This is a genomic window from Streptomyces sp. NPDC046881 (genome assembly GCF_040645015.1).
In the GTDB taxonomy this organism is placed as follows: domain Bacteria; phylum Actinomycetota; class Actinomycetes; order Streptomycetales; family Streptomycetaceae; genus Streptomyces.
Genome location: NZ_JBEYXJ010000170.1, coordinates 1 through 12,792, shown reverse-complemented (window position 1 = coordinate 12,792; position 12,792 = coordinate 1). Strand labels below are relative to the sequence as shown.

The window sequence follows — 12,792 nt, the reverse complement described above, 5'->3', positions numbered from 1 at the left end:
GGCCCCGAGCGAGGCGTCCCTCGGGGCCGGCGCGGGGTCGCGTGGAGCCCGGGTCAGACGAAGGCGCTCTCGCCGGTGACCGCCTTGCCGACGATGAGGGTGTTCATCTCGCGGGTGCCTTCGAACGAGTAGATCGCCTCGGCGTCGGCGAAGAAGCGGGCGATGTCGTAGTCGAGCACGATGCCGTTGCCTCCGAAGATCTCCCGGCACCAGGCGACCACCTCGCGCATCCGCGAGGTGACGTACGCCTTCGCCAGCGAGGAGTGCTCGTCTCGGAAGACACCGGCGTCCTGCAGTCGGGCGAGCCGGACGAGCATGCCCCAGCAGGCGGTGATGTTGCCGAGGCTTTTGACCAGCAGGTCCTGCACCATCTGGAACCGTGCGATCGGGCGGCCGAACTGCTCGCGTTCCTTGGCGTAACCGAGCGCCAGCTCGTAGGCGCCGATCATCACGCCGAGGGCCTGCCAGGCGACCCCGCTGCGGGTGGCGCGGAGGATCTCCGCCACGTCACGGAAGGAGTTGATCCGCTGCAGCCGGTTGGCCTCGGGCACCTTGACGTCGGTCAGGGTGATCTCCGCGTTCTCCACGATCCTGAACGCGATCTTGTTCTCGATCTTCACCGGGGAGAAGCCCGGGGTGCCCTTCTCGACCACGAAACCCTTGACCTTGTCGTCCGCCTCGTCGCGGGCCCAGACGACCACCAGGTCGGCGAAGGTGGCGTTGCCGATCCACCGCTTGGCGCCGTTGAGCACCCAGTTCTCGCCGTCCCAGCGGGCCGTGGTGCGCATGCCCCCGGCCACGTCGGAGCCGCCGAGCGGCTCGGTCATCGCGAAGGCGCCGATGGTCTCCAGCGCGGCCATCGAGGGCAGCCAGCGGTCCCGCTGCTCCCGGTCGCCACCGCGGTAGATGCTGTACATCGCCAGGCCGCTGTGCACGCCGAAGAAGGTGGCGCTGGAGGCGTCGGTGCGGGTGTACTCCATCGAGAGCATGCCGACCAGCAGGTTGCTTCCGGCGGGCAGGGGGTCGCCGTAGCCCTCGTAGGGGACGCCGGCGAGTCCCAGCTCGCCGAACTTGCCGATGAGTTCGCGGGGGAACTCCCCCTTCGCCCAGTACTCGTTGACCAGCGGCTTGACCTCGGTGCGCATGAACGACCTGGCGCGCAGCAGCAGTTCGCGCTCGTGCGGCGGCAGCAGCGACTCGAAGTCGTAGAAGTCCGCGGCCAGCCGCTCGGCGGCGGATGCCTCCTCGGGCAGCAGGGTGGTCATGACCGGGTCTCCTTCTTCAGGCTGGTGGCGCTGTCCCGGGCGGACAGCACGGCGATCTGCTTGGCGTCGCGTTCCTGGGCCAGGTCGGCGTAGGCACGGGAGCCGTAGGCTTCCTCGACGGCCGCGACGAGCCGTTCGGTCTGCTCGGGGCTCTGTTCCGGGCGGCCGAGCGAGTCCCACATCTTCTGCATCGACACGCCGATGTGCTCGGCCATGTGCCGGTAGCCGCCGGGGCCGCCGCCGAGGTGCGCGCCGAGGAACGGTCCGACCGTCGCCCAGCGCAGGCCGAGCGAGTTCACCATCACGGTGTCCAGCTCCGCCGGGCTGACGACGCCCTGTTCGACCAGGTAGATGGCCTCACGGCTGAGGGCGTTCTGCAGGCGGTTGCCGACGAACCCGGGGATCTCCTTGCGTTCCACGACCGGGACCCGGCCGACGGAGCGGTAGAAGTCCACGGCCCGCGCCACGCTCTCCTGCGAGGTGCGCTCCCCCGGCACCACCTCCACCAGTGGCACCAGGTGCGGCGGGTTGAAGGGGTGGCCGATCAGGATCCGGTCGGCCTTCTCGATGGTGTCGGTGAACGCCGTGGCGGGGATCGCCGAGGAGGAGCTGAGCAGCAGCGCGTGTGCGGGCGCCGTGCCGGCCAGGGTGGTGAACAGCTCCCGCTTGAAGTCGGCGTTCTCCGGCCCGTTCTCCTGGACGATGTCGGCGTCGCGCACCGCGTCGGCGACGTCGTCGGCGATGTGCACCCGCTCGGCGAGGCCCCGCACGTCCAGGCCCTGCGCGGCCAGCTGGCCGGCCGCCCGGTCGAGCGCCTCGGCGACCGCGTCGGCCAGGTCCGGCCGCGGGTCGGTGACGTGTACCCGCATGCCGTGGCCGGCGAAGAGCGCGGCCCAGGACAGGCCGATCGTCCCGGCGCCGACGACCGCGGCGGTGGTGAATGGCTCGGTCATCACATGTCTTCCTTCTGCTCTTCCTGCTGCCTGCGTGGCCGCGTTCACCGCACGGGGTGGGCGGGACGGGCCAGGTAGTCGTGGACCGGCTTGACCGGCGCCAGGGTCAGGTCGGTCAGGATGTGGCTGGCGGACACGACCTCACGCACCGGCAGATCGGCAAGCGGGGCCAGCACGTGCTCGAAGAGCTGCAGCCGGGCGGGACCGGTCCAGGCGCCCTTCACCGTGATGTCGGTGATCTCGGTGCGCACCAACTGCGCCACCTGCGGCGCCCCGTCGAACCCTGGGACCAGCTTCAGCATGTAGGTCGGCACGCCGACCTGGGCCACGGCTTCCTCGACCGACAGCTCGTAGTGCTTGTAGCCCATCGTGGCGGTCGCCACCCGCAGCGTGCCCACGTCGAGGACTCCGACCAGCGCTCCTTGGTCGACGTAGAGGGCGGGCGACCCGGCGGTCTTGGGATAGGCACTGGCCTCGCGGCCGGAGGTGATGGCCGGAAGGTTGTCCAGGTACATTGCGTGGAGGTACTCGCCCCGCTCGCCCTCGTGGCGGACCGGGATCGCCTGGCCGGACTCGGTGTACGGTCCGTATCCGCTGACGTCGCCCATGCGCATGATCTCGAAGCGCACCAGCGGCTCGTCGATCTGCAGCGGTTCGGGCACGACGGCGCGCAGTGCCTGGTGGTCGGTGCGGTAGACGATGTTGAGGTACTCGCGGTTGGTGAAGCGCGGCACGACCGGCGGATAGGCCGGGTTGACGAGCGGCGTTGCGATGTGCCCGGGTATGTCGTACTGATGCATCGTGTGTTCTCCCTCGGGCCTACCGGCCCTGCCAGACCGGGGAGCGGCGCTCGGTGAAGGCGGTCATGCCCTCGGTCACGTCGGCGGAGGCGGCGAGCCGGGCCATCTGCCGCGCCTGCACGGCGAACGCCTCCTCCTCGGGCGCGCCGTCGGCGGCGCGGACGAGTTCCTTGACGGCGGCCAGTGCCAGCGGGGCGTTCTGTGCGATCCGCTCGGCCAGTTCCAGGGCTGCCGCGACGGTTTCCCCGGCCGGCACGACACGATTGGCGATGCCGAGCCGGCCAACGCGTTCGCCGGTGACCGGTTCGCCGGTCAGCAGCATTTCCATGGCCAGGTGGTACGGGATGCGCTTGGGCAGCCGGATCACTCCGCCGCCCGCCGCGATCAGCCCACGGCTGACCTCGGGGAGGCCGAACCGGGCGTCGGCCGCGGCGACGATCAGATCGCAGCCCAGGGCCAGTTCGAAGCCGCCTCCCATGGCCCAGCCCTCGACGGCGGCGATCAGCGGCTTGGTCGTGCGGGCCTGGGTCAGGCCGCCGAAGCCGCGCCCGGGAATCTCGGGCGATTCACCGGCCAGCGCGGCCTTGAGGTCCATTCCGGCGCTGAACGTGCCGCCGGCGCCGGTGAGTACGCCGGCCCGCAGCGCGGGTTCCGTCTCCAGCTTGTCGAGGGCCGCGGACAGCCCTTGTGCGACGGCCGCGTCGACGGCGTTGCGCGCCTTCGGCCGGTCGATGGTGATGAGCAGTGCGGAGCCGATGGTCTCGGTCCGCACCTCGGTGGTGCTGTGCATGGTGTACGTCCTTGCTCGACGGCCGGTCAGCGGCCTGCTGCCAGTTCCTGGAAGACCTCTTCGGTGTGCTGGCCGGGCAGCGGGGCGAGCCGCCGGACCGAACCCGGGGTGGCGGAGAACCGCACCGGGATGCCGACCGAGCGGATGGCGCCCTCGCTGGGGTGGTCCACCACGTCGAGCAGCCGGCCGCCGCGCACGTACGGGTCCTCGGCGGCCCGGTCGAGTTCGAGGACGGGGGCCATGGGGATGCTGTGCTCGGCGCAGACCCGCTCCCACTCCGCGGTGGTCAGGCTCGGCGAGCACTCCCCCACGAGCTCCATCAGGGCATCGACGTCGTCATCGGCGATGGACTCTCCGTTGACACGCCGGTCCGCGGTGAGATCGGCACGGCCGGCGGCGAGGAAGAAGTCCCGGAAGTTCCGCGGGTTGTACGGCATGACGCAGGCGAGGCCGTCCTTGGTGGGCACCGCGCGGTGCCCCCGCTTCATCGACAGCGGGAACCCGGTCGGCCCTTGCGGCGGTTCGAAGACATGACCCGCCAGGTGCTCGACGAGGTTGAACGCGATCAGCGTGTCGGTCATCGGGATTTCGACGTACTGGCCGGCGCCGGTGCGGTCACGGTGGACCAGTGCGGCGAGCACCGAGTAGACGATGGTCAGCGCGCATACCTTGTCGCCGATGATCGTCGGCAGGTACGCCGGGGTGCCCAGCGCCCGGTTGGTCACGTCCACCAGACCGGAGGCGGCCTGTACGGTCTCGTCGTAGGCCGCGTTGCCGGCCCGGTCGGAGTCGCTGCGGAACCCCTGGGCGTGGGCGTAGACGAGGCCGGGGTTGCGGGCGGCGACCTCGGCGTGGCCGAGGCCGAGGCGGGTGAGCGCGCCCGGGCGCATGTTGGTGACCAGCACGTCGGCGCTGTCCATCAGTTCGAGGGCGCGTGCGCGATCGGCGTCGTCCTTGAGGTTCAAGGTCACGCTGCGCTTGTTGCGGTTGACGTTGAGGTTGAGCGGGGTCATACCGGGCGTGGTCCGGTACGGACCCACCCGAACCGTGTCGGACGGGGACTCGATCTTGATGACGTCGGCACCGAGGTCGCCCAGGATCTGCGCCGCATACGGCCCCATCACCACCGTTGACAGATCGATCACCCGCACGCCGTCCAGCGGACCTGTGGTGCCGGCGGCCGTGATGTCCATCATCACTCCTGTTCACGCAGTAATTTCATGGCGAATGTTTCCACCCACGACGTTATGCATGAACGGACCGGAAGGGAACGATCAAGTGGCGAACAAGGGCATGACCGCAGCGGTCACACCCATTCCGCATTTCATGAAGAGGACGTACGGAAATCAGTCAGACGGTGATGACCTGATCGAAGATCCGGCGGGCCCGGGCGGCTACCTCACTCAGGTCCCCGTCGGCGTCCGCCCGATCGGCGCGGAACAACAGCCCTGTCTTCAGGGTGGGTTGGAAGTCATCGACCGGCAGCACGGCCACGTTGTCCAGGCGGTACAGGTGCATGGGGCTCTCCGGTGAGAGCATGGTCATAGAAAAGGCGATGCCGGAGGAAATGAGTTCCGAGCTTCCGGAATAGTCCGCCATTTTTATGCGGATCCTCTTCTTCACGCCGACCGAATGGAGACGGGCATCGATTTCCTCGAAATAGGCCGGCGTGGCGTCGTTCGGCGTGCCCACGTACGACAGCTCGGCCAGCTCCTCCAGGGTGACGGAGCCCCGCCCCGCGAACCGGTCGGCCGGCACCGCGGCACCCAGCACCTCGCGCATCACCTCGATGATCTCCAACGCCGGGTCGGAGACCGGCAGCCGGGCCAGCGCCATGGCCAGCCTGCCGTCGCGCACCGCGTCCGCCAGGTCCGCCGAGGTGCCGGGCCAGCGCTTGAGTTCGCACACCTCCCGGCACGCGTCCTCCAACAGCAGCACCCGCTCCCGCAGCAGCGGGTGCACTCCGGCGGGCATCCCCATGAACAGCCTGTCCAGCCGCGGACGCACTGCCTCGCTCAGCCGCCACGGGATCGAGTTGACGCGCTCCAGGACGTCGCGCGCCATCGGCAGCAGCGCAGCACCCGCGGGGGTCAGGTCGACGCGGTGCGTGGTGCGCTCGAAGAGCTCATGACCGAGTTCCCGTTCGAGGTCCTTGATCCGCTGGCTGAGCGGAGAAGCCGCCATGTGCAGTCTGCGTGCCGCCTGCGAGAAGTTGAGTTCCTCGGCCACGGCGACGAAGTAACGCAGGTGCAGCATGTCCACGCCGGTCACCCTACCCACGGCAGGAGTCCTCGGCCGCAGGAACTCCGAAGGCGGCGGCCGCTGCCGCTCAGGTGCCGCAGCCGGGGTCCGGTCCATCGCGGGCCGCCGTCGAGGGGAGTTCCGGCGGGCGAGGAGGTCCTGGTGCACCTGCCACGTGCCGAGGTCCTCCCCGGCTCGCAGGCAGCTGGTACTCCGAGACGATCCGTCGGGCGGCCACGCGTTCGTCATCAAAGGCGGGAGGTCGCTTGGTGACCAAGAGGGGCCGGCAGCCCGCTGGCCCGCGCGCCCTGGCCAAGGCGGTGCCGCACATGCCGCCGCGGCCCACGGTTTCTCCGCAGCTCGGAAGCAGCCGCTGCAGGCTGCACGTTCGCCTGCCGCCAGCACTACGGGATCCGCCCCCCAAATCTAGTAGTTGGATGGTTACAGCAGCCCAGAAGTTGTGTTCCCCCGGGTCGGAGTCGGCCCCCAACCGGCTTAGCCGCAAGCCCTGTGCTCAGCAGTGAGCCCGGCCGATGGGGAGACGGCCGGGCCCGGTGACTGCAGTACGCGCCGCAGGGGGTCTGTCGCGGTTGCCGGCGGGATCCGCTCCACGATCCCGGAGCACGCGGTCGAGTGCGGGGATCAATTGGCTCAAGCGCAACCGGGCGGTCGCCACCCGGTTGCGACAGACTCGCCAGCCGCTTCCAAGCCACCGTCCTGAGCGCCACGGTCGGCGAATGGCTGCGACCGGCCTGAACGTAGGTTCCTCATGCCATGCCGACCGCGACCAGGGCCGACAGCGTGAGGGAGAGATCACCACGGGGCTCAGTGCTACGGCGCCGACAGCGAGAACGGTGACCGCATGAAAGACCCCTCGGAGGACGCGCTGTTCGTGATGATCAGCGACCTCAACGACTCCGACAACACCTTCGTCGTCATCCAGCCCGACAAGGACTACCCGTCTGGTTCGCCTCAATAGCCGTCCTCGAGGAAGGCGGCTACGAGATCCGCCGTGACACCACCCGCAACGGGCACGAGGCCACCACGGCGGCCAGCATCAACGAATCGCCCGCGACCTCACCATCTGGATGGCCGCCCGCGACTTCCAGTCGAAGGAGACGTAGCCCATGGGCGTCCATTCGAGGGGCGGGGTGAGTGCGGCCGTGTACAACGGGCCGCACGTCGAGCGCGACGGTCATCGCTATGGAGTGATGATGTGGCCGGTCCGTGGCGAGGTCCGACCCGACTGCACCTCGTGCCAGACCCGCTCGAGGCTCTGCGGGCCGCTGCTGTGCACGATGTCGACCCACCCCTCGGCCACTGGCAGGAACTCCTTCCACGCCTCGGCGAAACGGTGGTCCAGCCCTTCCCGCCCCCAGTCGCCGATGCGGTTGCGCATCTGGTCGGGCGCGAAGAACATGCCCGGCCCCGTCTCCGCGAGGGTGCCGGCGGGCGCGGGTTCCTGGTTGGTGATGCCGACGACCACCTCGTGCACCAGCGAGTCGCCCAGGTGGGCGCCCAGCCGGGCGGACAGCTGCTCGTCGCCCGCGAAGTCGGCGTACAGCGTCTGCGTGCGTGGGAGCCTGGAGACGTCCTCGTAGGTCAGCACCCGGTCGTAGCAGCCGAGGCCCTCGGTGAAGGCGAGGTTGCGCGGGGAGGTCAGGCCGACCACCTCGCAGCCCTGCCCCTGGAGCAGGTGGGCGGCGCCGTAGGCCGTCTTGCTCGAGGCGGACGACAGGACGACACTCTTCGCGCCCAGCCAGGCGTTGTCGACGAGCCAGTCGGCCAGCATGAACGAGGTCCAGAACAGCGGGCGGTACAGAACGTGAAGGTCCTCCCGGCCGGCCTCGTAGGCGAGGTCGCCGGTGGTGAGGGCGTATGCGTTGTAGGGCCGGGGCAGCGGCATGCGATGGGGGCTGGCCTCGCGGAAGCCGCGCTCGTCCACCCGGTCGGGGCGGACCAGCAGGTGGCTCGCGGACGGGAAGTAGCCGTAGTAGCGGCTGCCTGTCTCGATGCCCTCGACCCGGGAGGCGACGACGTCGGCGAACCCCCAGAGGGGGACGATTCCCCAGCCGGCGCGGGGCGCGGGGAAGAACTCCCAGTAGCGGAAAGAGTCACCGAGCGCGGCGTAGGTGACGTTGTTGGCGGTCAGGCCGACCCGGTCGACGCGCAGCAGCGCCTCGCCGTCCCGCACCTGCGGGACGGGGGCGTCGGCCAGCTCCGCGGTCGACAGGTCATCGCGGCGGACGAGCAGGTTCCAGGCGGTGACAGCGGTGGTGTTGTCCATGGCCGGAACGTACTTGAATCCGGATTCAGATTCAATGCTGGGTTAGGCTGCGCGCATGCTCCCTCCTCATCCTGGAACCGAACAGCCCGCGCAGCCACAGCCGGCCGGGACGCGTACCCGGCGTGGCATGCGCACTCGTGACGCCCTGGTGGCCGCGGCCCGGCGGATCTTCGAGCGGGACGGCTATCTGGATGCCCGCATCGTCGATATCGCAGCCGAAGCCGGAGTGGCCACCGGCAGCTTCTACACGCACTTCGCGTCCAAGGAGGACGTGTTCGCCGCTGTCCTGGCTCGGCTGCAGGACGAGATGCTGCACGCGGGAGTCAGCGACGGCGGTGACGACCGCGGCGGACGCAAGTACCTGTGGCGAGGGGTGGAGGGCGCCAACCGCGCCTACCTGGAGTCCTATCGCCGCAACGCCGGCCTGATGGCCGCCATGGAACAGGCCGCCGCCATCGACCCGCAGTTCGTGGCAGTGCGGCTGGAGCGGTCGCGTGTGTTCATCGACCGCAGCGCCGCCGCCATCGCCCGCCTCCAGCAGTCGGGCCTGGCGGACCCGGAGCTCGATCCGGAGATCACCGCACGGGCCCTGAACGCGATGGTCAGCCGACTCGCGTACGTGACCTTCGTCCTGGGCGAATCCGTGCCCTTCGACACGCTGGTCGAGACCGTCACCCGGCTGTGGACGAACGCGCTGCGCATGCCGCAGGACTGAGCCCGGCGCCGCCGCGCCCCGTGATCCGGCTCATATTCGACGCGGTGATCCGGGAGATCGCCGAGGAAACCGGCTGCGATGCGGTGGTCGAACGCCTGCTGGGCGTGGACTCCCGGGTGATCCCCGCGGCCGAGCGTGCCATCCCCGGCGGACCAGAGCATCAGAATGTCGGCGTCTTCTACCAGGTTCGTATCACCGGCGGCCAACTGCGACCGGAGCCGGACGGTGAAATCGCCGAGTCGGTCTGGACTGCGATTCCCGATGTCACTCGCCTGTGCCGGTCATCGCTGGTCGACGTCGGCCTCGCCCTGGCTTAAGAGGTCGTAAACAAAGGCATTGGACGTGTCGGCGGGTGATGAGACAGGTGGCGAGGCCGAGGAAGGCTTCGTGGATGTCGTCGCGTCGTTCCCAGCGGACGCGTAGGCGCCTGAAGCGGTGGGGCCAGGCAATGGTGCGCTCGACGACCCACCTGTGCACTCCGAGCCGGAGCCGTGCGGAACACCGCGGCGGCTCGATCACCGGCTTGATGCCGTGCGCCCAGACGAGTCGGCGGTGCTTGTCGTGGTCGTAGCCGGGGTCGCCGAGCAGGGCGTCGGGCCTCCTGCGTGGTCGCCCGGCCAGACCCGCGATGGACGGGACCTTCGCGAGAAGGGGCAGCAACTGAGTGATGTCGTTGCGGTTCCCCCCGGTCAGTGACACTGCGAGCGGAATGCCCTGCCCGTCGACGAGGACATGGTGCTTGCTGCCCGGACGTGCGCGGTCGACCGGGCTGGGGCCGCTTTGGGGCCTCGCCGAGCGGCCCTGACGTGGCTGGAGTCGATCACCGCCCGCGACCAGTCGAACTACCTCGCCGCCCGTAGCTTCGTCAGCAGGATGGCATGAAGTCGGTCCCACACGCCGGCCTCGTTCCAGGCAGCGAGCCGCCGCCAGCACGTCATGCCGGAGCCGAAGCCGAGCTCCTGGGGCTCGTCCGACACGACTCACGGACGAGAGTTCCTTTTCCTCACGGACGGCGGGCACTCGGTCTGGCCAACCTGGCCGCCTCGGATTGGTTCCTGCCCTTCCGTCCGGGACAGGCCCGCGATCCCGACCGCGGGTTCCGCAACCCCTGAAGCCGTGAGCAGACCTGCCCGCCTAGATTCCCCCGGGGCGGGCAGCTCGTGCCTTCGGTGTGCAGAGTTCAGGGTCGGCGGCGGCGCACTGTAGGCGTCCTGGGCCACTGGACGACACCGGCTGGCACCGGCGGCGGGATTCGAACCCGCGTTACCCGCTTGAGAGGCGAAGTAGCCGCAGCCTGCGCACCTGCACAGCAAGGACACTAGCGGTCATCACGACCGCGGGGCACGCGGGTTTTTGCGGGGCCGGCCTTGTCCCGGCCTGTCGAGCCGGGGCGTGGGCCCTGGGAGTGTCAGGCTTGCGGGAGCCGGTCGAGGAAGCCGAGGACGGAAGTGATCCGGCCGTCCTCGGCCAGGGTGACCACGTCCGAGCCGGCGACCGGCGCCGAGCCGTCGGTAGTGGACACCAGCTCCCAGCTGAAGCGAGCGATGTGATGGTTGCCGTCCACGTCACGGGCAAGCCTGAACTCGAAGCCGGGGAACTGCTCGTGTGCCGCCTGGATGACCGCGGCGATCTGCTCGTGGCCGCTCACGTCGGCCAGCGGGTCGGTGTAGGTGCCGTCCTCGGACCACGCGGCGGCGACCGCCTTGGCGAGCGTGTCGGCGTCGGTGGCGTTCCACGCCTCGAAGTAGCGGGCGACGGCGGCAACGTAGATCGACATGACGGGACTCCCGTTCACGGTGGAATCGACAGGGGTTCAGGGCAGTTGGGCCAGGCTCCGAGCCGGAGTCCGCCGGCCCGAAACCCGATGGCTTCACCCTGCCGCGCCCCGCCCGGCCACGCGATTACCGCACAGGTAATGAAGCCGGGACCCCACTCGCGAGTGCCGGCCGGTCAGTTCCTTGCGCGCTTGCACGTGCGGGCGGCGGCGGGGTGCGGGACCGGTGCTGCCGAGACGGGCGCCGTTGTGGTTTAGGGGGTTCAGCTGGTGGTGAGGCCGGCGAGGTGGGGGCGACGCGGGCGGCGGGCCTGGTCGGCGCGGGCGTGGACTTCGGCGTCGGAGAGGCGGCGTACCAGAAGATGGGTGCGCTGGTCGGTGACCTCGTAGCGGGGGTGGTCCAAGCGCAGAACGGTGCGCATGAGGCTGTGGTCGCGGTCGCGCTGGTGGGGGTCGGGGCCGAGTGCGGTGAGTTCGACGACCGGCGCGAGGTCGCGGTGCTCCAGCTCGCGGGCGGTGTAGCCGTGGCGGGAGTGTCGGTGCGGGTGCCGTAGCGCAGGCGGGTGAGGGTGTACGGCTTGAAGTAGCGGGCGATGGTGTTCGTACGGGCGGGGCGCGGTTCCTTGGTGCGGACCGGCTTGCCCACTCCACCGACAGCCCCAACGTCCATCTCGACTCCTACGGCCCGTTCGCCCGCCAAGCAGGCCAAGCTCGCCCAGCGGCCCGCCCTGCGCGCCCTGGTGGAAGCCAAGCTGGCTCTGTGCTGGTCACCCGAGCAGATCGCAGGATGGCTGCGACGGCAGTTTCCTGGCGACGCCTCCATGCAGATCTCGCACGAAGCGATCTACCTCTCGCTCTACGACCCTCGCCGGCGCCAGGTGATCGACCGCAGCCTCACCCAGAAGCTCCGCCGCTCGCTCGGGCGCTTGATACGGGGCGTCATGACCGCCCACCGCCTCGCGGGATCATGCTGGCCATCAAGGTCATGACGTCACTGTCCGGCTCACCACCCATGCGGGACCACCGGTAACCTGACATCTGATGCCGAAAGACCGCCAACCTGCATCGACATCGTCCGAGCCGGACGCGACGCCACTGCACGGCGCCGCGTGGCTGCCGCACGGCTATCAGCTCGACCCCCACTCGCACGCCGAGGGGCAGCTCGTCTACGCCGCCGCCGGCGCGCTGGCCACCTCCACGGAGCGCGGAACATGGGTCGCGCCCGCCAACCGGGTCACCTGGACACCCCCGCGCTTCGCGCACTCCCACCGCTTCTACGGCCGGACCGACGTACGCCTCCTCCAAGTCCCGCTCGACCTGTGCGCACAGCTCGTGGACCACCCGAGCGTCTTCGCAGTCAGCCCGCTGCTGCGTGAGACGCTCCTCGCCCTCACCGGCAGCCCGGAGCGACGGCCCGGTGCGCACCGGCGGCTGCTCGCCGTCATCGTGGACGAGCTGGTCGACGCCGCAGAGCAGTCCCTCCACCTGCCGGAAGCCAATGACGACCGGCTCCGCGCCGCCACCGCGCTGCTGCACGAGGACCCTGCCCAATCCACGACCCTGGCCGAACTGGGCCGCAGAGTGGGGGCCGGCGAGCGCACCCTGAGCCGCCTGTTCCAGACCGAGCTGGGCATGAGCTTCCACCGCTGGCGCACCACCCTGCGCATCCACCACGCGCTGGCCCGCCTCGCCGACGGTATGTCGGTGACGGAGACCGCGGTGGCGTGCGGCTGGTCCAACCCCTCCAGCTTCATCGACGCCTTCACCGAGGTCGTGGGTCAGACACCCGGCCGCTACCAGATCGAACTACGCCACCACTCCTGACCGCCAGCGCCAGCGCCAGCGCCTGCGCCTGCGCCAGCGCCTGCACAGCTCAGGCGCTGGTACGGCTGGCATGGCGTCCATCCATACGCCAGGGGTGGCCGCGGCGTCCAGGTCCGGCTACTCTGCTCGGCCGGACACGCTCG

The 12,792-nt window shown here is 69.9% G+C and carries 12 protein-coding genes and 3 pseudogenes; 5 read left to right on the top strand and 10 right to left on the bottom strand.

Translation table 11 applies throughout. The features are described 5' to 3' along the window. Positions 1–53: 53 nt before the first annotated feature. The 6 genes from ABZ923_RS39410 to ABZ923_RS39385 all read right to left on the bottom strand — a co-directional run bounded on the left by ABZ923_RS39410 (position 54) and on the right by ABZ923_RS39385 (position 6,064). Positions 54–1,265: an acyl-CoA dehydrogenase family protein gene (locus ABZ923_RS39410; protein WP_361482593.1), complete on the bottom strand. Its 1,212-nt coding sequence runs from the start codon at positions 1,263–1,265 to the stop codon at positions 54–56. Continuing rightward, entirely contained in the window at positions 1,262–2,218 is a 957-nt protein-coding gene (locus ABZ923_RS39405) for a 3-hydroxyacyl-CoA dehydrogenase NAD-binding domain-containing protein (RefSeq protein ID WP_361482590.1), read from the bottom strand. Before ABZ923_RS39405 ends, ABZ923_RS39410 begins: the two co-directional genes overlap by 4 nt. 44 nt (positions 2,219–2,262) lie before the next feature. After that, positions 2,263–3,018 carry an acetoacetate decarboxylase gene (locus tag ABZ923_RS39400; protein WP_361482587.1) on the bottom strand — a complete coding sequence of 252 codons (756 nt, stop codon included), beginning with the start codon at positions 3,016–3,018 and terminating at the stop codon, positions 2,263–2,265. Positions 3,019–3,037: 19 nt separating this feature from the next. Beyond that, positions 3,038–3,808 (bottom strand): crotonase/enoyl-CoA hydratase family protein, encoded by a 771-nt coding sequence (locus ABZ923_RS39395; protein WP_361482584.1) that lies wholly within the window; start codon positions 3,806–3,808, stop codon positions 3,038–3,040. Between the two features lie 26 nt (positions 3,809–3,834). Continuing rightward, complete coding sequence (locus ABZ923_RS39390) at positions 3,835–5,004, bottom strand: CoA transferase (RefSeq protein ID WP_361482581.1); 1,170 nt, start codon at positions 5,002–5,004, stop codon at positions 3,835–3,837. Between the two features lie 154 nt (positions 5,005–5,158). Next, a complete protein-coding gene (locus ABZ923_RS39385) occupies positions 5,159–6,064 on the bottom strand; it encodes a LysR family transcriptional regulator (protein WP_361482596.1) in 906 nt (301 codons plus the stop codon). 759 nt (positions 6,065–6,823) lie between these two features. Between ABZ923_RS39385 and ABZ923_RS39380 the strand changes: the two are divergent. Further along, a pseudogene (locus ABZ923_RS39380) lies at positions 6,824–7,173 on the top strand (hypothetical protein). Between the two features lie 77 nt (positions 7,174–7,250). Here the strand turns inward: ABZ923_RS39380 and ABZ923_RS39375 are convergent. After that, positions 7,251–8,336, bottom strand: a complete 1,086-nt coding sequence (locus ABZ923_RS39375; protein ID WP_361482578.1) for a DUF2855 family protein — start codon at positions 8,334–8,336, stop codon at positions 7,251–7,253. 127 nt (positions 8,337–8,463) lie between these two features. Here ABZ923_RS39375 and ABZ923_RS39370 point away from each other — a divergent pair, with 127 nt between their 5' ends. Beyond that, positions 8,464–9,051 carry a TetR/AcrR family transcriptional regulator gene (locus ABZ923_RS39370; protein ID WP_361482575.1) on the top strand — a complete coding sequence of 196 codons (588 nt, stop codon included), beginning with the start codon at positions 8,464–8,466 and terminating at the stop codon, positions 9,049–9,051. Positions 9,052–9,086: 35 nt separating this feature from the next. After that, positions 9,087–9,368: pseudogene (locus ABZ923_RS39365) on the top strand (NUDIX domain-containing protein); the annotation flags it as partial. Between the two features lie 13 nt (positions 9,369–9,381). Here ABZ923_RS39365 and ABZ923_RS39360 read toward each other — a convergent pair. The 3 genes and pseudogenes from ABZ923_RS39360 to ABZ923_RS39350 all read right to left on the bottom strand — a co-directional run. Next, positions 9,382–10,016, bottom strand: a pseudogene (locus ABZ923_RS39360) (IS5 family transposase); the annotation flags it as partial. 443 nt (positions 10,017–10,459) lie between these two features. Then, complete coding sequence (locus ABZ923_RS39355) at positions 10,460–10,828, bottom strand: nuclear transport factor 2 family protein (protein WP_361482573.1); 369 nt, start codon at positions 10,826–10,828, stop codon at positions 10,460–10,462. Positions 10,829–11,088: 260 nt separating this feature from the next. Then, positions 11,089–11,247, bottom strand: coding sequence for a hypothetical protein (locus ABZ923_RS39350; RefSeq protein WP_361482570.1), 159 nt, complete (start codon positions 11,245–11,247; stop codon positions 11,089–11,091). A gap of 6 nt (positions 11,248–11,253) precedes the next feature. Between ABZ923_RS39350 and ABZ923_RS39345 the strand changes: the two genes are divergently transcribed. Both ABZ923_RS39345 and ABZ923_RS39340 read left to right on the top strand, forming a co-directional pair. After that, positions 11,254–11,379, top strand: a complete 126-nt coding sequence (locus tag ABZ923_RS39345; protein WP_361482567.1) for a hypothetical protein — start codon at positions 11,254–11,256, stop codon at positions 11,377–11,379. Positions 11,380–11,866: 487 nt separating this feature from the next. After that, on the top strand, positions 11,867–12,649 hold the full coding sequence (locus ABZ923_RS39340; RefSeq protein ID WP_361482564.1) for a helix-turn-helix transcriptional regulator: 783 nt from the start codon (positions 11,867–11,869) through the stop codon (positions 12,647–12,649). The last annotated feature ends 143 nt before the right edge of the window (positions 12,650–12,792 follow it).

What these genes read in the sequence shown, in the direction of transcription:
- ABZ923_RS39410 (WP_361482593.1), bottom strand. Translation starts at nt 1,265, where the DNA reads ATGACCACCCTGCTGCCCGAGGAGGCATCCGCCGCCGAGCGGCTGGCC.
- ABZ923_RS39405 (WP_361482590.1), bottom strand. Translation starts at nt 2,218, where the DNA reads ATGACCGAGCCATTCACCACCGCCGCGGTCGTCGGCGCCGGGACGATC.
- ABZ923_RS39400 (WP_361482587.1), bottom strand. Translation starts at nt 3,018, where the DNA reads ATGCATCAGTACGACATACCCGGGCACATCGCAACGCCGCTCGTCAAC.
- ABZ923_RS39395 (WP_361482584.1), bottom strand. Translation starts at nt 3,808, where the DNA reads ATGCACAGCACCACCGAGGTGCGGACCGAGACCATCGGCTCCGCACTG.
- ABZ923_RS39390 (WP_361482581.1), bottom strand. Translation starts at nt 5,004, where the DNA reads ATGATGGACATCACGGCCGCCGGCACCACAGGTCCGCTGGACGGCGTG.
- ABZ923_RS39385 (WP_361482596.1), bottom strand. Translation starts at nt 6,064, where the DNA reads ATGCTGCACCTGCGTTACTTCGTCGCCGTGGCCGAGGAACTCAACTTC.
- ABZ923_RS39375 (WP_361482578.1), bottom strand. Translation starts at nt 8,336, where the DNA reads ATGGACAACACCACCGCTGTCACCGCCTGGAACCTGCTCGTCCGCCGC.
- ABZ923_RS39370 (WP_361482575.1), top strand. Translation starts at nt 8,464, where the DNA reads ATGCGCACTCGTGACGCCCTGGTGGCCGCGGCCCGGCGGATCTTCGAG.
- ABZ923_RS39355 (WP_361482573.1), bottom strand. Translation starts at nt 10,828, where the DNA reads ATGTCGATCTACGTTGCCGCCGTCGCCCGCTACTTCGAGGCGTGGAAC.
- ABZ923_RS39350 (WP_361482570.1), bottom strand. Translation starts at nt 11,247, where the DNA reads ATGCGCACCGTTCTGCGCTTGGACCACCCCCGCTACGAGGTCACCGAC.
- ABZ923_RS39340 (WP_361482564.1), top strand. Translation starts at nt 11,867, where the DNA reads ATGCCGAAAGACCGCCAACCTGCATCGACATCGTCCGAGCCGGACGCG.